The 21,667-nt window shown below is 44.5% G+C and carries 14 protein-coding genes; 10 read left to right on the forward strand and 4 right to left on the reverse strand.

Annotated elements, in window-relative coordinates; translation table 11 throughout:
• Positions 1–48: 48 nt before the first annotated feature.
• On the forward strand, positions 49–1,416 hold the full coding sequence (locus ACRRSY_RS01020) for a (Fe-S)-binding protein (RefSeq protein ID WP_432464185.1): 1,368 nt from the start codon (positions 49–51) through the stop codon (positions 1,414–1,416).
• Between the two features lie 287 nt (positions 1,417–1,703).
• On the opposite strand, the gene ACRRSY_RS01025 is transcribed toward ACRRSY_RS01020, so the two are convergent.
• Together ACRRSY_RS01025 and ACRRSY_RS01030 are read right to left on the reverse strand one after the other, a co-directional pair.
• Positions 1,704–1,892, reverse strand: a complete 189-nt coding sequence (locus tag ACRRSY_RS01025; protein ID WP_432460653.1) for a hypothetical protein — start codon at positions 1,890–1,892, stop codon at positions 1,704–1,706.
• A 12-nt stretch (positions 1,893–1,904) separates the two neighbouring features.
• Positions 1,905–5,459, reverse strand: coding sequence for an alpha-amylase family glycosyl hydrolase (locus ACRRSY_RS01030; RefSeq protein ID WP_432464186.1), 3,555 nt, complete (start codon positions 5,457–5,459; stop codon positions 1,905–1,907).
• Positions 5,460–5,944: 485 nt separating this feature from the next.
• Here ACRRSY_RS01030 and ACRRSY_RS01035 point away from each other — a divergent pair, with 485 nt between their 5' ends.
• From ACRRSY_RS01035 to ACRRSY_RS01070, 8 genes are all read left to right on the forward strand, one after another.
• Positions 5,945–7,990 (forward strand): hypothetical protein, encoded by a 2,046-nt coding sequence (locus ACRRSY_RS01035; protein WP_432464187.1) that lies wholly within the window; start codon positions 5,945–5,947, stop codon positions 7,988–7,990.
• Positions 7,991–8,055: 65 nt separating this feature from the next.
• Positions 8,056–11,655, forward strand: a complete 3,600-nt coding sequence (locus ACRRSY_RS01040; protein WP_432464188.1) for an alpha-amylase family glycosyl hydrolase — start codon at positions 8,056–8,058, stop codon at positions 11,653–11,655.
• A 111-nt stretch (positions 11,656–11,766) separates the two neighbouring features.
• Positions 11,767–13,185, forward strand: coding sequence for a UbiA family prenyltransferase (locus ACRRSY_RS01045; protein ID WP_432464189.1), 1,419 nt, complete (start codon positions 11,767–11,769; stop codon positions 13,183–13,185).
• A gap of 3 nt (positions 13,186–13,188) precedes the next feature.
• Complete coding sequence (locus ACRRSY_RS01050) at positions 13,189–14,493, forward strand: FAD-binding protein (protein WP_432464190.1); 1,305 nt, start codon at positions 13,189–13,191, stop codon at positions 14,491–14,493.
• A complete protein-coding gene (locus ACRRSY_RS01055) occupies positions 14,490–15,224 on the forward strand; it encodes an SDR family oxidoreductase (protein WP_432460659.1) in 735 nt (244 codons plus the stop codon). Before ACRRSY_RS01050 ends, ACRRSY_RS01055 begins: the two co-directional genes overlap by 4 nt.
• Positions 15,221–15,628 (forward strand): GtrA family protein, encoded by a 408-nt coding sequence (locus tag ACRRSY_RS01060; RefSeq protein WP_432455056.1) that lies wholly within the window; start codon positions 15,221–15,223, stop codon positions 15,626–15,628. Before ACRRSY_RS01055 ends, ACRRSY_RS01060 begins: the two co-directional genes overlap by 4 nt.
• Positions 15,629–15,911: 283 nt before the next feature.
• Positions 15,912–16,385 carry a cupin domain-containing protein gene (locus ACRRSY_RS01065; protein ID WP_432460660.1) on the forward strand — a complete coding sequence of 158 codons (474 nt, stop codon included), beginning with the start codon at positions 15,912–15,914 and terminating at the stop codon, positions 16,383–16,385.
• 94 nt (positions 16,386–16,479) lie between these two features.
• Positions 16,480–16,986 carry a GNAT family N-acetyltransferase gene (locus ACRRSY_RS01070; RefSeq protein WP_432455054.1) on the forward strand — a complete coding sequence of 169 codons (507 nt, stop codon included), beginning with the start codon at positions 16,480–16,482 and terminating at the stop codon, positions 16,984–16,986.
• 117 nt (positions 16,987–17,103) lie between these two features.
• Here ACRRSY_RS01070 and ACRRSY_RS01075 read toward each other — a convergent pair whose 3' ends face one another.
• Positions 17,104–18,495: an NAD-dependent succinate-semialdehyde dehydrogenase gene (locus ACRRSY_RS01075; protein ID WP_432464191.1), complete on the reverse strand. Its 1,392-nt coding sequence runs from the start codon at positions 18,493–18,495 to the stop codon at positions 17,104–17,106.
• A gap of 499 nt (positions 18,496–18,994) precedes the next feature.
• Here ACRRSY_RS01075 and ACRRSY_RS01080 point away from each other — a divergent pair, with 499 nt between their 5' ends.
• Positions 18,995–19,633 (forward strand): glutathione S-transferase family protein, encoded by a 639-nt coding sequence (locus ACRRSY_RS01080; protein WP_432460662.1) that lies wholly within the window; start codon positions 18,995–18,997, stop codon positions 19,631–19,633.
• A gap of 667 nt (positions 19,634–20,300) precedes the next feature.
• Here ACRRSY_RS01080 and ribB read toward each other — a convergent pair.
• Positions 20,301–21,404 (reverse strand): 3,4-dihydroxy-2-butanone-4-phosphate synthase, encoded by a 1,104-nt coding sequence (ribB, locus tag ACRRSY_RS01085; RefSeq protein ID WP_432464192.1) that lies wholly within the window; start codon positions 21,402–21,404, stop codon positions 20,301–20,303.
• Between the last annotated feature and the right edge of the window lie 263 nt (positions 21,405–21,667).

A 21,667-nucleotide genomic window follows, 5' to 3' on the forward strand; every position in this document is an offset into this window, starting at 1 on the left:
CTTCTTGATAACGCTCTTTAACTATGACAACACACGAGCGTCGCATCAATGGATAATAAACTGGATTGGTCAGCTTTTGCAGAGCAAGGCATGGGTGATGCCTATGCTGGAATCCCTAAGCAGGGTGGCGACTTTGCTAAAGCGGTGGCGGTTTGCATTGGCAGCGGTCATTGTGAGCGTAATCAACGTGGTGTGATGTGTCCTAGTTTTCGGATCACTCAGGATCCAGAGCAGTCTCCTGGAGGGAGAGTTCGGCTACTTAAGCAATATTTGAATCGTGATCTGGCTTGTGAACCAGAGCCTCAGTTAATGGCCGCTTTAGATCAATCGATGGATAGTTGCGTGGCGTGTAAGGGCTGCAAGCGCGAGTGTGAGAGTAACCTCGACATGGCACAAATTAAGGCCGAATATCTGGCTCAAAAGTTGGTGCAACAGCCGTTGTCGCGGCGCGATTGGCTATTTGCGCATCTGCCGCAGTTGCTCTATCGGCATCGGTGGTTGGGGAAGTTGATTGGTTTGCGTAATCGGGCTGCTTATCTTGCGAAACTTAGCGATCATTGGCTGGGTATTAGCGCGCGTATCGCCTTGCCTGAGCTGGCGACTCGACGCTTTGCTCCAGAAAAACGAGTTTACTATCCCTATCAGTCATTGAGCGCCCGACCTCCGCGTTCGGTGGTGTTATGGATTGACCCTTTTACTGCATTATTTCACCCCAAACAGGCTGATGACGCCTTGCACGTATTGCGTAGCGCCGGTTATGTGGTGTGGCTGGTTCATCCGGAGTCGCAAGCCGATAGGGTTTTGGATTCGGGTCGAACTTTGTTCAGTAAAGGCTTGATTGATAGCGCTCGTCAACAGGCCAGCTACTTGTTGGAAGCACTGGTGGTCCATGTGCATTTTGAGCGCCCGATTATCGGTTTAGAGCCCTCATCGCTACTGATGTTACGGGATGAATTCTTAACACTTGGTTTGGGGGAGGCGGCTGAACAAACCGCTAAAAAAGCGCTGCTTTTTGAAGAGTTTTTAGCTCGCGAAAGTCAGATGGCTGATTTCGCCTTAAAGCTGGTTGCTGAACCGCAATCAAAGCCGCTGCTGGTGCATGGTCACTGTCATCAAAAGGCGGTCGGCGCTATGAAATCGATGCGTCGAGTATTGCGCTTAGTAGCAGGCCTACAGTTTAAGATGATCGAGTCCACTTGCTGCGGTATGGCGGGTACCTTTGGCTTAGAGTCGGAACACATCGATCAGGCTCATGCCATGGCTGCGCAAGGTCTGCTTCCTGCACTGGCCCAGCAAACCGAGGCGACGATTATCAGTAATGGCTTTGGCTGTGCTTATCAAATCGAACAACTCAGTGGACGTAAACCACTGCATTTGGCCAGCTTCTTAGCGAGTCTAATTAAAAGGCCTCGCTGAGGTTTGGCCATTGCATGATAGAGAGTGCTGTTTGTATTTAATTTTCGCTGGAGACAAAAATAGTTAATTGAAGTCTGTGGTATAGCATTTGGTTCGTTAAGCAAATGGGGTGTAACCAAACGTAAATCGCTTTGAGCGGATGGCTGGTGATTGATTATTTAGCGCTGCCATGGTTCAACTCGATGACACATGGCCAGCTTTACCTCAATAAATAACATCGGGCTGAAAAAGCACTCAAGCGAAACCCGCCCCTCGGTGAGGATTGGCTGCCATAGTGCTACTTCCAACTATTGCTTTTTGGGTTTACTTTTTAACATTTCAAGAATGTTTTTCTTGGCCGCGCCTTTAATCGCTTCGTTTTCTTGGATCTGTTGGCAAGCGGCTTTTGTCCCTGAAGCCGGGTTACAATCGGCATATGCAGTTGAGCTGCCACAACAAATGGTAAATACGCACAAAATTAAAGATATTTTTTTCATTGATAGACTCCATTAGTGAATATTGTTTAAGGCGGTCATTGCTTCTTCTTGGGTTTCAAAGTATTGCTGTAATTGGTCGATATACCAGATTTCCGAGCCTTGTGTATTGTCGCCGGAATCCAATATTTGAATGTCCCATTGCTGCTTATTTGGCAAATAGTAATGAACGATGAATTTATTCGATTCTTCGATGACTAAGGTCGGGAGGCTGGGGTTTGATGCATTGAGGGTAAAGTTGTAGGTACCGGTTTGCTTAATTTGGGTTTTAATATTCTCGCTATCAGAACCATTGTATAAGGTTTTTTCCTGAGCAAGTTGCTGCGTATGATTTCCGGTAGGCTGAGTTCCAATGTTGACCGCTGCGCTCCAATTGTTGTCGGAAACTTTAAACTCGTAGTTTCCCTGTTTTAGGAATAACAGACCACGGTAAATAAGGTCTCCTCCGTAATTTAAGGGAATGGTTGTCTCCCAAGCATTCATGCTGCCGCGAACAAAAACCTTTTTGTTAAGGGGACCATAATCAATACTTTTATTTTGTTGTGTCATCACGGCAATCGTAGGACCACCATTTTGGTAGTTAAATCGGATGCTGTAATTGGCTGCGGCCGGAATATCCAGTACTAAAGACTGGAAATTATTAATTGGCGTTCGAACATTTGGCTTCAGTTGGATTGCGCTCGAGTGCTCGGAGGATAATGGATTTGAATGTTCGCCCATCTGATACAAGCCTGGTTTTAATGTGGAGAAGTTTAATTGGTAGAAGTTGTCCCCCATATAGCGAAGACTCTTGGCGCCTTGATCATGCCAAAGATCACTGTATAGCTGAATTGTCTGCCCGAATGGTCCTGGATCAGGCAGTAGTAAATGGAACTTAATGTCATCATAGGCAAAGTAGTAAAAGTTATATAACTGGCGCTTATCTATTGAACTAAATATATTCTCCGATACTTCTGAATTCGATAAACCTTGTTCTGCGAAAGGAAGTCCTACGTTCATTTTGGTCCAACTCTGGTCGGCAAATTTGAATTCTATGGTTCCTTTATCAAGCATTTTGCTCACCGAATACTGTCCATTGCCTTGGTTTATCATTTCATCGGCTAAACCCCATCCGTTCATGGACCCCCTTAGGAAGAAAGTTAAGTCAGTAAACTGGCTTGTAGGATCCGCTGAAAACTTGAGGCTTTGCGGCTTATTGTTGCTCGTTTGTTTGTGCTGAGAAATGTCGCCATTATTGTCGATGAAGAGCGTCGCCTTAAGACTGCCGTCAGGATCCTCTGTCGAATACTGAAGTAATTGTGAACGATTAATAAAGATTGGCCGATCGAACCTGAATTGATGATGGTTGCGAGTGGCAGGGAACAAGCCGATAGTTTTGACGTTGTCATGCCAAACGTAGTGGGCCCCCTGCTTTGCATTAGCCTTTTCGGTCGCGAGTTGTCCATGATCATCAATGATAAACAGTGAGTCACGTGCATTGCCGTTTTGGTAGTACAGAGTAATTGGAGAAGGTAAGCGACTATCAACCAGATTGGATGTGCTCACTTCTATTTCTCGGTTGTTGAGTTCGGCGATGGCTTTGAATGTGACTTGAGCACCGTTGTTGGTATGCGATGCATCCCAGAACAAGCGATAAGGTGGTGCGGTATCAGTGCCGATAAAATGAAACCCATCACCGGTATTTACATAAAAACGAACGGCACTGCTTTGTAGGGGGGTGGTGAGGCCATCCAGGCTGACTTTGAGATGAACTTGACCACTGAGAACTTCAGTTTTAATAGGGGTGTCAAACTTTACTGTTGCGGTGTTGGGGGCCGAAGGGACGGTTTGCTCGGCCTTATATACGGCGAAGCTGAGCCCTGGTAGATGTAAGTTCAGTTTCCCGTTCTGGTCTGGCTTCATGGCTTCATTCAGCTTGCTATTTGTCAGTAGTAATTGGTAACTGGGACGGCTTACTGGCAGTGAGACTTGTTTCTCTGTTGTGGCGGAATTAAATACGATGAGATAATCGATACTCTCTTGTTTTAACACTCGAGAGAAGGCGTAAATACCGGGACCATCACTATCGTGATACAAGGGATACATTGCTCCACGTCGTAGCGCGGGTTCATTTTTATATAACTGGGCGTACGCTCGAATACTTTTAAATAGCGGATGGTTATAATCAAAGTTTGAGTCTGCGGCGGTCTTGTTGGTGCCAAGTAGTGGGGTTGTGGCATAGCTTTGAGTCTTGGTTTTGAACATATCGACACGTGACTCTTTATCAGGCCCTGTGCCAACAAAACCCTGTTCATCGCCGTAATATAGGGTTGGTATCCCTCGAGCAAAAAACATAAAGGCATTGGCGACTTCTACTCGCTTGAGTTGCTCTTGCGCTGAGATGCCCTTGTTTTCTAAGCCAACAAAATATGCAAATCGGCCAATGTCGTGGTTTCCAATGAAATTCGCCAAGGTATTGGTTTGGGTATTTGGCGTGATATAGAAGTCATCATTCAAAAATAGTGAGTCAAGTTGTTCCGGCGATTCATGCTTTGAAAACACACTGCGAATGGTACCTTGGATACCAAAATCGAGTAAAGAGGGGAAATGCCCGGCTTTTAAATACTTGCTACGACCCGCTGCACTGTAATCAAAAGCTTCGCCAAAAATAAAAAAGTTGGGTTTACCCAGTTGTTTGGCGTATGACTGGATCTCATTATTCCAGGTTTGCCAAAATTCGATTTCGATATTTTTAACCGTATCGACTCGAAATCCATCGATATTGAAGTTCTTCATCCAAAACTTTGTGATATCAATCAGTCCGTTGATCACTTCTGGTTTGCTGGTATTTAAGTCATCGCCACCATTGAAATCCCCAAGCAGAGCGCTTTCACCAGCGTGATTAGTATCACCATAGTTGTGGTAATTACTGATATCGTTTAGCCAGGCTGGGTGTTTGATAGATTTGTATGGCTCAGGTAGAAAGGGGGTATAAGGGTGGCCGGAATCTGGCCCGCGATATGTGCAGTCGTAATAATTTACTTGTGTATTGCCATGGTTTATTACAAAAGGCGGATTTGCAAATGCTCCTTGTTCATCATGACATTCTCGAAACTTGATGGCATCAAACGTATGGTTGAGTACCAGGTCTAGATATATTTTAATCCCTCTTGCGTGAGCATTTTCAATCAGTGATTTGAGCTCGGCATTCGTACCTAAATGAGGGTCTACATTGAGATAGTCTTCGACCCAATAGCCGTGATAGGAGGCTGATTCAACTAAGTCTGAGTTAACTCTGATAGTGTGGTTTTTGAACACAGGACTCAACCACAGCGCAGTAACGCCTAAATTTTCTAGATAATCTAAATGCTCACTCAGTCCTTGGAGGTCACCGCCATGGTAGTAGTCTTCGTTGCTTGGGTCAAAACCATGTTCGCTGCGAGAACCTTTAATATAAGCGTTATCGTTATCTGGATTTCCATTTGCAAAGCGGTCTAGTAGAACAAAGTAGATAAACTCATCTTCAGGCGATCTATTGGGGTCCGAAATATCCTTATAGATATTATTGTTTGCAATAGATAATGGGCTCATAAAAATTAGCAGCGCTATGCTTGAAAAATATCCTATTTTCATTGTTTCTTATCTATCCCTGTCGTCGATCTCAAATCCATTTTCACCAGTATTTAATATATAAATATATAACTAGAGGTGTGATTCTTTCTTAGTGATATTCATATTATATGAGTATCACTAATGTATTTATTTGGTTTATGTTACTGGTGACGGATTCTAAGTTAACTTTGATTTAGTGTCTACGTTATTATTAATAATAAAGTCAGGAAATCGTTTTCATGTTTATTTTGTACTTTGATAAAGCGTTTTCAACGCTATTTTATTTTTTATTCTTGTGTATTTATTAATTTCATCTGTAATAAGTTTGTTATTTTGCTATTGTTTTTATTGTTATTTGCAACCTGCGTTGATTTATTTGTCTGTGTTTAGTTAGTTTTTATTTATGGATGCCATTCTCGAATGGTTTATGAATGCTTATCTTAAATTCGAAAAGGTTCGGTTATATGCGCGGCTTTAGATTACGGTTTTGGGCCGGTGCTTTTTTTTTAGCATTGCTATCTGGAAGTTTACTTTTTGATGCTTATATTTTGTTGAAAGATGGGATGTTAGCGCTTGCCTACCCCTATGAGCTTGATTATGGGGAAGGGCCAATTTTGTCTCAGACTATTTTACTGGGGCAGGGGCTTAATATTTATCATGACTTTTCGCAAGCTCCCTATACGGTGGCCAACTACCCTCCTGTTTTTCATTACTTTTCTCTTGCGCTCACTCCGTTCGTTGGGTCGTTTTTACAAGCGGGACGGCTGGTGTCATTTATGAGTACCTGGGGTGCTGCGGCGGTCATCGCCTGTTGTGTATTCAGTTTGTCGAATAATCTAGATATTTCTAAAAAAACACGGCTATTTGTCGCGATGCTGAGTGGGGCTGCATTTCTAGGATTGGACTACGTGTATATGTGGGCCGCGCTGATGCGGGTAGACATGCTCGCGTTGCTATTAACGCTCTGTGGATTGGCTTGGTTTATCTGGCGTTATCCAAAACAAGATGGGCTTTGGGTGGCTATCTTGTGGTTTTGTTTGGCTGCATTTACTAAGCAATCGACTTTAGCCGCACCGATGGCTGTTGCTCTTTACCTTCTGTTGAAATCGCGCCAAGACGGATTCCGTTTTAGCATCGCTATAGGAATTTTAGGCGCGAGTGGTTTGGCTCTCCTGGTATGGAACAGCGAGGGGGGAGCATGGCAAAATTTAGTGATTGCGAACAAAAATAATTTTTATTGGTCGGATGTCGCTAAGTATCTCGGGCTAATGGTTCGAGACAATTGGCTATATTTAGTCGCGAGTTTGTTGTTGTTAACATTTTGGTTATATCGAGCACTGAGAAGTCAGCTCGACCCGCGTATTTTACTGATAATCATCTACCTTGGGATTGCATTTTTAACCGCGCTTTCAATTGGTAAAGTGGGTTCTAATTTTAACTATTACATTGAGTTTCTTGCGCTTGCTTGCATTGCCTTTGGACTGGTTCTGCTGATTATCATTCGCCAATCGCAGCTTATTGCCTCTAAGGCTGGTTTAGTCGTGATGCTGATGTTCGCTGTCGCGGTCACAACTTTTCATAGTTTGAAATATCACGGTCAATTCAAAGCAAGTTATAGAAGTCTTAAAGTGGCAATGGGGGAGCGAAATATTCGAAATGAAGTGGCGCATCAACAGCAGTTAGATCGAGTCGTTGATTGGCTTCGTAGTCGCACTGGAGAGGTGATATCTGAGGACATGACCTTGCTCTCGGTTGCAGGCCAGCCCTTAAGTTTTCAACCGTTTATTATGACGCAATTAGCAGGGCAAGGCCTATGGGATCCTTCGCCAGTTGTCGAATCGTTACTCGATCGTCGTTATGCGGGGGCGGTTTTATTGTTTGACCTCGATAACGTGCCAGCTTACGCCAAAGCGAGGTTTAGTTCAGACATACTCAATGCCTTGAAGAGTCGTTATCAATTACGTGAGACCTTTGCGCAATATCACCTTTACGAGCCTCTTAGTGTTTCAGTTCCGCAACATTTTATTTTTTATAGCCGCGCTACCAAACCTGCATTGGGGCCCTTGAAAAAACCGTTGTTATTATCCGGTCTGCATGACTGGAATCAAGCTTCGCGGATGGATTATCAGGGGGATAATTGCTACGCAATGGTGTTGTCATTAACCCCAGGACATTACGACTTTCAGTTTAAAGATATACAAACCTCAGACATCCGTTTGGCATCCAGCCAATTGCGTCAACAGGGTAAAAAATTGAGTTTTGATATCCCAGTTGCTGGGGTTTACACGCTGTTACTTGAGGTAGCTGATGATGCTGCGTTTACCTTGTCACTTGAACCCAGTCATCACCTTATTTTGAACTATTTCGAAGTTGATCACTGGGAGCGAGAATTGGTCCCCTTGGATCGAGAGACCACGGGGATGCAGGTGTGGTACTTGGCTCCTTTTCAGCAAACTTTTTTTAGTGAGAAAGAGGCGCTGGAGTTTTTGCGTCTTCACTCAAGAGCTTAACAAGCTAAGCGAGGCCGGTAGTGTCCGGCCGAATGGAATACGTTTAGTTAATAAGGACAACATTTATGCAAATTGATGCTCGGCGAAGGTTATGCCTGAACGGTTTGATGTTATTCACGCTGTTGGTGTTATGTCGCGCCAATGCGGACGTTTATGATCCGCGAAATATGAATGAACGAAAAATGGAAGATGAAGTGGTCTACTTTGTACTTCCCGATCGATTTTATAACGGCGACCAAGATAATGATCTCGGAGGTCTCGAGGGGACGATTTACCAGCATAGCTTTAATCCGTCCGACACCGGTTATTACCATGGTGGAGATCTAAAGGGCTTACAACAAAAACTCGATTATATTCAACAGTTAGGCATTACCGCGATCTGGATGTCGCCAGTGCTTAAAAATCTGCCTTTACAGGTGGGGCCCGATGGCACAGAGTCTGCCGCTTATCATGGTTATTGGACCATTGACTTTACTCAGATCGATCCACACTTTGGGAGCAATCAAGATCTTCAGCACTTTGTTGATGAAGCGCATCGCCGAGGGATCAAAGTACTATTTGATGTTATTACCAATCACACCGCTGACATCATCAAGTTTCGAGAGTGTCATAATGCTCAAGGTCAATTCTTGACGAAGCAAACGGTTTGTCCTTATCGCTCTCTCGAAGAAAGTCAAACATCACCCTATACCCCTTTTGTGCCAGAAGCTTTTGCCAATATTAAAAAACCCACTTGGTTGAACGATATCAGTGTTTATCACAATCAAGGTGATACGACTTTTGCCGGTGAAGATGCCTTGAATGGTGATTTTGAAGGGATGGATGACCTTAATACCGAAGACCCGCGGGTCGTCAAAGGCATGGTGGAAATATTTAAGCACTGGATTGATGCTGGGATCGATGGCTTTCGTATCGATACGGTGCGCAATGTCAATATTGGCTTTTGGCGTGAGTGGGCGCCGCAAATTTTGGATTACGCGAAGCAAAAGGGAAAGCCAAACTTTTTTATGTTCGGGGAAGTTTACGATTACAGCGTCGAAAATCGCAGCGAGTACATGACCGTCGGTAATTTGCCTTCGGTATTCGATTTTAGTTTTCAAGGTGTGGTTCGTTCCGTTATTTCGAATGGTCAAGCGAACGAAGCGATGCATTATCTATTTTCTTCTGACGATTATTATATTGGTGCTAAATCGAATGCGGGCACCCTAGTCAATTTTGTCGGTAACCATGATATGGGCCGGTTTGCTTATTTCCTGCGTAAGGACTTACCTGAAGCTTCTGAAGCCGAATTGATTAAACGTTTTAAGTTGGCCCATGCTTTCATGTTTTTCGCGCGTGGTGTTCCTGTGATTTATTACGGAGATGAACAAGGTTTTGTCGGTGACGGAGAGGATCGGGATGCGCGCGAAGATATGTTGGCCAGTCAAACCGAGTCTTTTAATGACAACGATCTGTTGGCCACAGATGCCACGACTGCAGAAGCCAATTTCGACCTACAGCATCCTTTGTACTTAAGTCTGAAAAAATACATTGATGTATTTAAGTCAGAGACCGCGTTACGCCGAGGCAAGCAGTTCGAGCGCTATTATGACGATAACGATGAAAGTGCTGGCATATATGCCTTTTCACGGGTGATCCCTGAAGAAGGCTTGGATTATTTAGTGGTCTTTAATACCGCCAATCAAGCTAAGCAAGTGAGCTTGGATGCGACGGGCCAAACCTATCGGTTAGTCTATCAAGAGGATCCCGCAGAGCTAACGCGGCAACAAAATAATCAAGTTGAAGTAAGTTTGGCTCCACTTAGTTTTGCTATCTGGAAGTCGCAGACTGCTCTCGAAGCGGTGGATTTATCAGAGGCGGCACTCTCATTTACTGGGGTCAATAGAGGGGATGTGATTAGTGCCCGCAGTCGTATAGAGGTGACGGTTGACGGATTGAAACCAGCGGCAGTTGATTTGGCTAAAATTGAGTTTTCATATCACGAAAAAGGGAGCACAGAAGAAATTCAATTAGGAGCTGATTGGTCAGCACCTTACAGGATTTTTTGGACGCCTATTGGCATTGACGATGGGACTCAAGTCGAGTTGACAGCTACTTTGGTGAATACCCAGGGTCTGCAACTCAGTCAGTCGATTGATTTAGTGGTTGATCGACGGATCCCTGACGAAATCTCCTTGCACTACCAAAATGGCAATCGTCGTACTCAGGCATTTGCGATTAGCGACCAAGGGGCATTTCGCGGACCACTTGCGGTGGAACAGAACCAGATCCAACTACCGTGGGGCGATAATGATGCGGCACAATTTGTGGTGTTTGAGTCTTTCGATGTTAAAACCGGGCGCTATCAGTTTGACCGACCGTTTTTGGTTGAGCGCTCTCATTTAGTACAAGGAAGCCACCAACTCAAAGATGGCGGTCTTAAATCCGATATTTTTGTGAATAATCTGCAACAGTTGACTAAGCAAGAGCATGCGGTTGATCAAGCCTTACCCCCGACCTTGACACATATGGTCGACCCGCTTGAACAACCTTTTTTCTTGCGAGGTTCGATGAACGGATGGGCGGCCGTTGACCAAATGCTTAAGCAAGCTGACGGCTCCTATGCAGCCACTAGACTGGTTAAAATGGGAGGCAGTGAATTCAAGTTTTCTGACGCTAATTGGACGGCGTTCAATTTGGGAGGGGCGTATGGAAAACTTGGTTTAGTGCAGAGTGATAACCCGGCAAATCTTAACGACATCTTTGTTCGTGATGAGCTCTTTGAGTTTCGTTTGTTCACCATGTCTGATGAGCAAGGGCAGGTGTATCGCTTTCATCATTTGCAGCCAGTACCTGGGCCTTTGGCGAAACCTGTGGCCTTAGAATACCTACCGAAACATTGGAAAATTAAAGGCGATTTACGTTTTGCTTATCTTGATAAAAATAAATATCAGTTGAAAGTTCGTATTGAGCAAGCGGGGACCTATGCACTAAAAATGGATGGCATAGCCGTATCAGACAATAAAAATATTAAAGTTGATCAGAAAGTCGCTGTCAGTACTGGCGAGTCGGATGACTTAACTATTGCGGTGGAACATCCAGGCAGCTACATCTTTAGTTTAGATGCTAAGGATCTCGAGCATCCTAGCTTACTGGTTTATGAAGATACTCACGGCAAGGTTGATCTCGGCCCTTATGCCAAAACCCTATATTTACGGGGTTCGATGAATGGCTGGAGCACTTCTTTACCGATGGGGTACAGCGGGGCCAAACGATATTCGTTGGTCGTATATCTCAGCAAAGGGACTTATCAGTTTAAGTTGGCTGATGAAAGTTGGGGCCCAAGCAGCAATATTGGCGGCGATGCTTCAGTCGCCATCGCTCAAGAGATTGAGCTGGATACGGCGGCAGACAGCGGTAACTTAAGTATGACGCTGGTGGATGACGGGGTGTACCAGTTTACTTTGTTTGCTGCGAATAAGAGTAAGCCTTTACTCACCTTAGAAGAACTTCATCAAGTGATTATTCATTATTACCTGCCAACAGAACAACGCTGGGAAACTGAATTCGTGGATTTAGAACCACAACAAGCAGGCTTTGAGACTTGGTATATCGAATCGCTCGGGACGACATTCGCCAGCGAGCAAGAAGCTCTCGCGGCCTTGGACGCGAGCGAAGAAAGTTAAGCCTCGATAGTTCTAATTTGCTTACCGGTGTCTTTTAAACATCGGTAAGCATACAAGAAATAAGGAAATGTTGAGAATGAATCGCGGTATAAGCAACAAGGAAATCCAACGATGAGTGTTTGTCCTTTGGTGGTCGATCTCGATGGAACGCTGTTAAAAACTGATTTGTTATTTGAATCTTTGATGGCATTTTTACGCCGCCATCCACTGCAAGTTTTACGTTTATTTTGGTGGGTAATTCGGGGGAAGGCCTATTTTAAACATCAGTTGGCTAACTGGGTTGAGTTGGATGTGACCGTGATGCCCTACCACCTAGAATTGTTAGATTATCTCAAGGAACAACAAAACTTAGGGCGCAAATTGATCCTAGCAACGGGGTCGGATTTTGGTTTAGCCACTCAGGTCTCAGAGCATTTAGGGTGTTTTGATAGCACCTTTGGCAGTAGCTTGCATCTAAATTTAGTGGGTAATAACAAACGTGTATTGCTCGATAAACTTTATGGTGCAGGGCGTTATGATTACGCCGGAAATTCCGAGAGTGATTTGTCGATATGGGGATCTGCGCGTCGTGCATTAGTGGTGAACGCGAAGCAAGGGGTGCTTAAAAAAGCTGGTGTTTTAGCCCCTATCGAGCGGGTTTTTCTGCCAGAACGAGGGGTTTGGCGTGGTGCTATTCGAGCGATGCGTTTGCATCAATGGGCAAAGAACAGTTTGGTTATGGTTCCTTTATTTTTTGCTCATCAGTTTGCCGATCCAAATATTTGGTTGAAAGCCTTAGCGGCTTTTGTTGCCTGTGGTTTATGTGCGTCTAGCGTATATTTACTCAACGATTTACTCGATTTGACCGACGACCGCCATCATCATAGTAAACGCCGACGCCCTTTTGCCGCAGGGCAAACGCCGATCCCTTTGGGTTTGCTTATGATCCCGCTGCTGTTAATGGTTACAGCGGTTATTGTGAGCTGGCTCCCGCCGATGTTTGGCAAGGTCTTAGCGGGTTATTATCTGCTGACAATGTTATATAGCTTTTACTTGAAACGGGTGGTGCTGCTGGATGTGCTGGCACTGGCCATGCTGTACACCTTTCGGATTATCGCGGGCGGTTTTGCAGTTGGCATTGCGTTGTCTTTCTGGCTGTTGTCGTTTTCGGTCTTTTTCTTTTTAAGTTTGGCGATTGCGAAACGCTATACCGAACTCATGGTTGCGAAACGAACCCAGAAGCAGGAGTTGCGCGGAAGAGGCTATGAAACCGACGACATTACGCTGATTGCTTCCTTAGGGTCGGCGAGCGGTTATTTATCGGTGCTGGTATTAGCGCTATATATTAACAGCCCCACAATTACTGCTCTTTATACTCATCCGCAATTAATTTGGCTGGTTTGTCCGGTACTGCTGTATTGGATTAGTCGAGTATGGGTGATCGCCCACCGAGGCAACATGCATGATGATCCGATTATGTTTGCGCTCAAAGATCCAACTAGCCTGGTTTTAGGCTCGGGTATAGTTTCAATTATATTAATGGCGATTTAAATTATGAGTGAATTTCAGTCTTGGGGGCAGGTGCCATACGCTGAGCAGAATGTGTCTCCCTTTCTTTGGCGTCATCACAATCCATATCCGGAAGTTGATGCGCAGACCAATATTTTACCCTATGGCAATGGCCGTAGTTACGGTGACAGTTGTTTGAATCACACTGGAAGTCTGTTAAACATTCGACCGCTGAAACGTTTACTGTCATTTGACCGAGTGCAAGGGCGTTTAACTTGCGAAGCGGGGGTTTTGCTGAGTGAAGTTTTAGCATGTATTGTTCCTCATGGTTGGTTTTTACCGGTGACGCCCGGTACCCAATTTGTCACGGTTGGCGGGGCGATTGCGAATGATGTGCACGGCAAAAATCACCATGTTGATGGTACCTTTGGGGTACATGTTGAATGTTTTGAATTACTACGTTCTAACGGTGAACGTTTACTTTGTTCACTGCAACAAAATAGCGAATTGTTTCGTGCCACGATTGGTGGCCTAGGTCTCACTGGAGTGATTACTTGGGTGGAGTTTCGGCTTAAAGCGATCGGCTCGAATATGATTGATTCAGAGAACGTGAAATGCCGTAATCTTGATGAGTTTTTCTCTTTGGCCGAAGACTCTGATCAACAGTATGACTACACAGTGGCTTGGATAGATTGTTTGGCCAGTGGCGCATCACTTGGCCGAGGTATTTTCATGCGTGGTAATCATGCCTCGCAAGGGGTCAAGTCAGCGCCTCGTCTTTCCTTATCGGTGCCGTTGACCCCGCCAATTTCACTGATCAATAAACTCAGTCTGAAGGCCTTCAATTTTGCTTATTACCATAAGCAGATGGAGAAGGTTCACCAACAACGTACTCATTATCAACCGTTTTTCTATCCTCTGGATGCTGTGGGTGAATGGAATCGGATCTACGGACCTAAGGGATTTTACCAATATCAGTGTGTGATCCCTCTGGCTGATGCGAAAGCAGGGATGAAAGCGATCCTAACGGAAATCTCTGCTTCTGGCTCAGGCTCATTTTTGGCGGTGTTAAAAATGTTTGGTGCCGTCGCCTCCCCAGGATTGCTGTCGTTCCCTCAAGAAGGAGTCACCCTAGCCTTAGACTTTCCTAATCAAGGCGATAAAACGCGTCAATTAATGCAAAAGCTCGACGATATCACCTTCAATCATGGTGGACGGGTGTATCCAGCGAAAGATGCACGCATGTCAGCGGAGCATTTCCAACATTATTATCCACAGTGGCGTCAACTGGAAGCCTTGAGGGATCCTAGACATAGCTCCAGTTTTTGGAGACGGGTAACAGAATTATGAAAATATTAGTCATTGGCGCAACCTCGGCAATTGCTCAATCGGTCATTCGTTTGTACGCTGTCGAAAAGGCCGAAATTTACTTGATTGCTCGAGATGCAGAAAAGTTATCAACGGTGTGTGCTAACGCAGAAGTATTGGGCGCATCGCGAGTGCATAGCTGTTGTGGCGATCTCAATAATTTAGCATTTCAAATCAAAGCGCTTGATGATGCTCAAGTTCAGTTACAACGTTTCGATCTGGCTCTGATTGCACATGGTACGCTCCCAAATCAACAAGACTGCAGCCAGTCGGTGAATGCAACTCTTGCCGCCATTGAAACAAACTTCACGAGTACCGCCGCGCTACTCACTGAACTTGCGAACCGCTTTGTGACTTGGCAAGCCGGCACCATTGCCGTGATTAGCTCGGTTGCTGGCGATCGGGGACGTCAATCCAATTATGTGTATGGTGCGGCGAAAGGCGCTTTGAGTATTTTTGTACAGGGCTTGCGTAATCGGCTATACCGCAACAATGTTGATGTGTTAACCATTAAGCCTGGCTTCGTTGATACGCCCATGACGGCAGACTTTAAAAAGGGGTTGTTATGGGCATCGGCAGATCAAGTTGGGCTAGGGATTAAAAAAGCGGTTACTCGGCGACGTTCCGTGGCTTACTTACCTGGATTCTGGTTCTTTATTATGAGTATTATTCGGCTCATCCCAGAAATACTATTTAAGAGGATGTCGCTTTGAGTTCTCGTTTAATCGTTCTGTATATTTTATTCGCCATCGCCGCGACTTGGGGGAATTTGACCACTCAGTGGTTGAGTGATCAGATTTATAAAGGGCCGGGGCAGTTTTATATTTCGTTGTTTACGGGAACTTTTGTTGGGTTATTGCTTAAATATTGGTTAGATAAGTCTTACATTTTTTATTTTCAAACCGAAAGTCGTGGTGATGATATACAAAAGTTCATCTTATATAGTTTTATGGGAGTTATCACCACCGTACTATTTTGGGGGACCGAATTGCTTTTTGCATTGTGTTTCGTCGATCTAGAGGGGGCCAAGTATGTGGGAGGTATCGTTGGCTTGGCGATGGGCTACCTACTAAAGTTTTACTTAGATAAACGCTATGTGTTTGTTACTGCAAATTAGTCATAGGGTACGACTTGACGACTGCTTGGGGGCCTGACAATGAGTTAGGCCTTTCTATTTTGAGTGGAATGAAAAGCCAGCTCTCTGGGCGGGTACTATTGACGGACCAATGGATTTTGAAATTTGCGTGACTGGCTTGAGTGACCGTGGGTATACGCGTTTTTAGCTGTGTTGGCTAATCGGATGAGTGGGGCGTTCATTCATTTTAGGCCGAATTCAGTGCACTTGGCTGCTATTGCAAGTACACTTTTGGCTGGATTCGAGCAGCAAATGGAGTAACTAAATGATGGATATTCAGCCGATCAATGTCGAATTAATACCAGAAAATAGCGCCAAAGCACTCTATCCTGAGCCATTTGCGTCGATGGTTAAGAGCCGGCGTAAAAGAAAGTTAGGTGACTACTTTGGATTGATGAATTTTGGTGTAAATCTGACGACTTTAGCACCTCATTCGATCTCTGCACTCAAGCATCATCATTCTAAACAGGATGAATTTATATACATTGTTTGCGGAACACCAACCTTGATTTACGGTGAAAAAGAAATTCTCATGTCTGCCGGAGACTGTATGGGTTTTAAGGCGAATACAGGCATCGCCCACCAACTCATCAATCGGACTGCGTTTGAGGTGAGTTATCTAGAAGTGGGGGATCGAACGCTGGACGATGCCGTTGCATATCCTGATGATGACCTCGCTTTGATTCATGAAAAGGATGGTTCCTGGTCGGTATTACATAAAGACGGCTCAGCCTATTAGCCCGCTCATGTGTTCATCAAAACAGTCGCTAGTTAAGTTGTCGCATTGTAAGATGCTGGCGTCTGTTTAGCTTGGCTATAGAGAAGGATTGTGCGTGGAAATTAGGTTTGGACGGCAGTCAGATATCGCTGCAATTACCGATATATTTAACTTTTATATATTGAACAGTTACGCTCGTTTTGAAGAGCGCATATTCACGCTGGAGGATCGCCAGCAATGGTTTGAACAATTTCGGGCCGACTCAAAATATCAGCTTTATGTTGCCTGCCATGAGAATGACATTTTGGGTTTTGCTTGTTCTCAACAATACCGGGCGATTGAAGCATTTGACGATACTGTCGAGGTGACCATTTATTTACTTGAACGGGCAAAAGGGCAACGCGTGGGATCATTATTGTACCAGCGTCTTTTTAGCGAACTGGCTACTCAGAATGTTCATCGAGCGCTTTCTGGTATCGCGTTACCAAATGCAGCATCGATTGGATTGCATCAACAATTTGGATTTAGCCAAGTGGGAGTGTTTGATCAGTATGCGAAGAAAAATGGCCAGTATCTCAGCGCGATGTGGCTAGAAAAGGTGTTTTCTAATCATCCCGCTTAAGCATTCATCAGCCTGTTATGGGTGATAGCGAGCATTTAATTTTATAAAGTCAGTGGACTTTATTCATTGCAAATAAAACTGGGTGGTAACCACCCAGTTTTTTAATTCCTGCTCATCCTAGAAAGGGGCGTCGATATCAACCACATTCACCAGTTTATGGTTGACGAACTCCTTGACCCCTAAACCAATCAGTTCGCGACCATAACCGGAGTTGCGTATTCCTCCGAAGGGGAGATCTGCTTTTACCATGGTTGGATGGTTCACGAAAACCATTCCAGTAGAAATGCGGTGGGCAATTTGTTCGCCACGTTTTTCATCCGCAGTGAATACTGAGCCACCTAAACCAAATGGCGAATCGTTGGCAATATTTACCGCATCATCTTCATCTTTAGCGGGTAAAATCATTGATACTGGTCCAAAGAATTCCCAATAGTAAGCCGGATTATCGGCCGTAAGGTTGGTTAAAATAGTTGGCTGTACAAAAGCTCCCTGCTCTGGGACTTTAGGGCCGACTTCAGTTGCCGTAGCACCATAAGCCACCGCTTCTCGGATCTTCTGTTTCACTTCATCTGCGGCGGCTTGCGATGATAAAGGCGCTAATGTTGTTTCCACATCCATCGGATCGCCAGCCTTTAATGCGGCAACCCCTTGGCTATACAGGCTTAGAAATTCATCATAGACAGATTTGACAATAATCATGCGTTTCGAGGATACGCAGACTTGACCACCGTTCCAGTGACGGCCAAATACAGCCCATTTCACGGTTTTTTCGAGTTCTGCATCTTGCAGTACTACAAAAGCATCGGCGCCGCCAAGTTCAAGGGTTGATTTCTTCATTGCTTTACCTGCTTGAGCGGCCACAACTGCCCCAGCACCTTCTGAGCCCGTCAAGGCTACGCCGCGAACAAGTGGACTGCTAATGATTTTTTCAACTTGAGAGCGAGTGGCATATAGCTGTTGGAATGCGCCATTGGGTAAACCCGCTTCAGACATCAATTTAGCAAATGCAGCTGCGGCTTGAGGAACATTAGAAGCATGTTTGAGTAGTAAAGTATTGCCAGCAGATAGTTGTGGCGCCAAAATGCGGGCAATTTGATAGAAAGGAAAATTCCAGGGTTCGATCGCTAGCAGTACGCCGAGTGGTTCATGGTGTAAGGTTGCTTTACCTTCACTGGAGTCTGCTACTGGCAATGTTTCTGGGGCGAGCAGTGTTTCTGAGTGTTTAACATAGTATTCCATGATCTGAGCGGATAGCTCGACTTCGGCTTCAGCTTCAAGCAACAGTTTGCCCATTTCCAAGGTTAGGATCTTGGCATATTTAGTTTTGTTCTCTCTTAGTATATCGGCCGCGCGTTGTAAAATTTCTGCGCGCTGAGCAAACGATGTTTCACGCCACTTTAAAAAAGCTTGGTTGGCATTGTTTAGCGCCAGCTCGACTTCGTCGTCGGTCGCGTCAGCAAATGTTTTGATTAGGTCGCCAGTATAAGGATTCACGCTTGCGTAACTCATAAATAAAACCTCTAGAAAAATAGACTTTGGTGGTGAAGAGATGGCTGTCGGGTCATCGTGTATGGATAGACTGACGCAGCCGCTTAGCATTGCTTGAATGAAGCCGATTTGGCAGAAAAACAACAACTCAAATGGCTTAGGAATAAGATAAATTCTTTTCTTTAAACAAAACCTTAAGCGATTTCGATGAGGTAATTATGATGATAAAGAGTGGATAGAAGAAATTGTTTCAAACTATCTTATTGATAGTTTTTCCTGATGAGTCAACGTTGATACCACATTTTTGACCCCGACCTCATTTAAGCTGGGGCCTTCCGGTAGGGTTTGTGGTTGGTCTCTGGGTAACCGCTGGATTTATTTCAGCGGCGACACCTAGCGTTTTCAACTTTGCTTAAATACAGCGCTAGTGAAAAATGCAGCCATAAGTCATCAAGCCTAGGTGTAATCCTTGCTTGGATCGGTCAATATGAATTGCTTACAAATTGAATAGGAAATCAGCGTGTATCAACTTTACTACTATCCAAATAACGCAAGCTTAGCCCCGCATTTTTTGTTGTTTCATATGCAGCTCAAGTATCAATTATTGCTGGTTGACCGGAAATCCAATTTTCAAAAATCGCCAGAGTATCTAAAGCTAAATCCAGTGGGGCGAATACCGACACTGATTGATGAGGGGGGGGCAATTTTTGAAAGCACTGCCATTTGCATACATTTGTGCGAACAGCATCCCGAGCACCAGCTTATTCCTGACTTGGGGAGCAGGCTGCGCCCCTTGTTTTTTCAGTGGTTAGCTTATTTAAATAATACCCTTCAAGCGGAATTGATGGTTCGTTACTATCCGCACCGACACACCGACGATGCATGCGCCATTCCGAATATTGTAGCGGCACAAGATGAGCGGATCGCGGAAGCGTTAGCAGTGATTAATGCTCAGTTAGTGGGTAAACAATACTTGTTGGGTGAGCAGATCAGTGCATGTGATTTCTTCTTGTTTATGTTGGCCGAATGGTCATTACCGAGTAAGACCTCGCCTTTAGATTTTGAAGATTTGGCTGCCTATTTAAAACGTCTGTCGGCGCATCCAACAATTCGAGCGGTTTGCCAGTTAGAAGGGATTGATTTGACTCCTTTTGAATAACGGTGGGCTCAAGATGAGCCGTGATTGAATTCTCCTCGGCACGACCTTGGTAGGCCTTGCCGAGCGCAATCATCGTCTCTCCAAAGGCTTTATGCCTAACTATAATCACAATCCCAAAATCGACAAGCAAGCTCTGGCTTGATCTGATGCTGCGGTTTTGGCTGTCAGTAGACACTCTCGAAGTCTGTGTAAGATCAACATCTCTTGTTGAACTTTTGTTTTTACGGAAGCTGCTCGGGTATTTCGTCTATTACTGGCCTCAAAAGCTGCCAAGGTGTCCTTAAGCTCATTTTGTTACCACGAACAAATGGTTTTATATGTTGCGCAGGGTTCAGTTCTACATGATGCTCCATTGCTGAAAACACTCTGCCCTGCTAATGATAAAATTATCGAGGAAATTATCGAGGAAATTATCGCGAAATTATCGAGACAGCCATCTTAAGATACGTTAAGCTCATTTTGTTACCACGAACAAATGGTTTTATATGTTGCGCAGGGTTCAGTTCTACATGATGCTCCATTGCTGAAAACACTCAGCACTGCTAATGATGAAATTATCGAGACAGCCATCTTAAGATGCGATTGCATGAGTGACTGCCCCAGCTCATTTCTGTCAAAAAAACGCTTCAAAGGTGGTCAAATTATATTGTTGTTCGGTAGTTGCGGGCTAATCTTGGCTGATTTCATATTTGTGAAAGGTATCTTCAATGCTGAGGTCAAATCCAGAGAGCGCGCCATACTTAACCGTGCTTGAAGTTAACAAACGCATTTTATGCACTCCTAAATGTTGCAATATTTGCGAGCCGATGCCGATTTCACTGCTTGCATATGGACTGTTGTTGCTACCTTGATTCAGCTGATTCAAAATAGCTTGGGCACTGAGTTGTCGGCCAATGAGTACCAATATGCCACCAGTGAGACTGCTTTGGATTTGCTCCAAGGCGTCTTGAATATTCCACTTCTTGCTATCGATCTTAAATAGATCGAGTGGATAATTAAGCGCATGCACTCGCACCAGCGGGGCGCAGGCTTGGTCACTTTGAAAGTGCTCGCTTACTAGCGCGTAATGTAACTGTTGATCGATGGTATCTTGATAGGTCATGAGTTTGAATCTGCCATGTTGAGTATTCAGATGTTGCTCTAAAATACACTTCACGACTGTTTCGGTTTTTAATCGAAATTTGATTAAGTCAGCAATGGTTCCCAACTTGATATCATGTTTTGCTGCGAATTCTTCTAGCTGCGGCCGGCGGGCCATACTGCCATCCGGATTCAGAACTTCGATAATGGCACAAGATGGTTCAAGACCTGCAAGTTTTGCCAAATCACATCCCGCTTCAGTATGGCCCGCACGGATTAATACGCCACCAGGTTTGGCGACGATAGGAAAAACGTGTCCAGGAGAGACGATATCTGAAGGCAGCGCAGCGTCACGGCTGGCCATCTTAATGGTATGAGCTCTATCTTGAGCGGAGATCCCTGTGCTAATTCCAGTGGCGGCTTCAATGGAAACGGTAAAATTGGTGCCATATTGTTCGGTATTATTTTTTACCATAATGGGCAGTTTAAGCTGCTGGGCGCGTTGTTCGGTAATAGTTAAACATAGTAGTCCGCGACCTTCAGTCACCATGAAATTAATCATCTCTGCAGTGATGTTCTCGGCAGCAACTAATATGTCACCCTCATTTTCTCTATCTTCATCGTCCATCAGGATGACCATCTTCCCGAGTCGAATATCTTCAATGATGTCTTCAATGCTACTTAAAGTCATATTTCGTGCCCACTTGAATTTAAAATTACCGATGAATATATATGCTATCGTTGCAGTTTAGCACTTTCAGGTGCGATTTTCATGAGTTCATTTGTGCATGTTTCGTTATCTGGATACAACTTTATTCCAATATATAAATCCTTTTAAATCAGTTAATTAGTATTATTAAGGCTTGGTTTCATCCTTTCCAACAGGCTGGCGTATGGATCGTTATCAGTATTATTTTTGGACCGTTTGATGTGCGGTTACGAGCAATTTATATT

The sequence above is a fragment of the Agarivorans sp. QJM3NY_33 genome (assembly GCF_050870865.2).
Lineage (GTDB): Bacteria > Pseudomonadota > Gammaproteobacteria > Enterobacterales > Celerinatantimonadaceae > Agarivorans.

Excerpts from the sequence above, each read along its gene's own strand:
- ACRRSY_RS01020 (WP_432464185.1), top strand. The coding sequence starts at position 49 with ATGGATAATAAACTGGATTGGTCAGCTTTTGCAGAGCAAGGCATGGGT.
- ACRRSY_RS01025 (WP_432460653.1), bottom strand. The coding sequence starts at position 1,892 with ATGAAAAAAATATCTTTAATTTTGTGCGTATTTACCATTTGTTGTGGC.
- ACRRSY_RS01030 (WP_432464186.1), bottom strand. The coding sequence starts at position 5,459 with ATGAGCCCATTATCTATTGCAAACAATAATATCTATAAGGATATTTCG.
- ACRRSY_RS01035 (WP_432464187.1), top strand. The coding sequence starts at position 5,945 with ATGCGCGGCTTTAGATTACGGTTTTGGGCCGGTGCTTTTTTTTTAGCA.
- ACRRSY_RS01040 (WP_432464188.1), top strand. The coding sequence starts at position 8,056 with ATGCAAATTGATGCTCGGCGAAGGTTATGCCTGAACGGTTTGATGTTA.
- ACRRSY_RS01045 (WP_432464189.1), top strand. The coding sequence starts at position 11,767 with ATGAGTGTTTGTCCTTTGGTGGTCGATCTCGATGGAACGCTGTTAAAA.
- ACRRSY_RS01050 (WP_432464190.1), top strand. The coding sequence starts at position 13,189 with ATGAGTGAATTTCAGTCTTGGGGGCAGGTGCCATACGCTGAGCAGAAT.
- ACRRSY_RS01055 (WP_432460659.1), top strand. The coding sequence starts at position 14,490 with ATGAAAATATTAGTCATTGGCGCAACCTCGGCAATTGCTCAATCGGTC.
- ACRRSY_RS01065 (WP_432460660.1), top strand. The coding sequence starts at position 15,912 with ATGATGGATATTCAGCCGATCAATGTCGAATTAATACCAGAAAATAGC.
- ACRRSY_RS01075 (WP_432464191.1), bottom strand. The coding sequence starts at position 18,495 with ATGAGTTACGCAAGCGTGAATCCTTATACTGGCGACCTAATCAAAACA.
- ribB (WP_432464192.1), bottom strand. The coding sequence starts at position 21,404 with ATGACTTTAAGTAGCATTGAAGACATCATTGAAGATATTCGACTCGGG.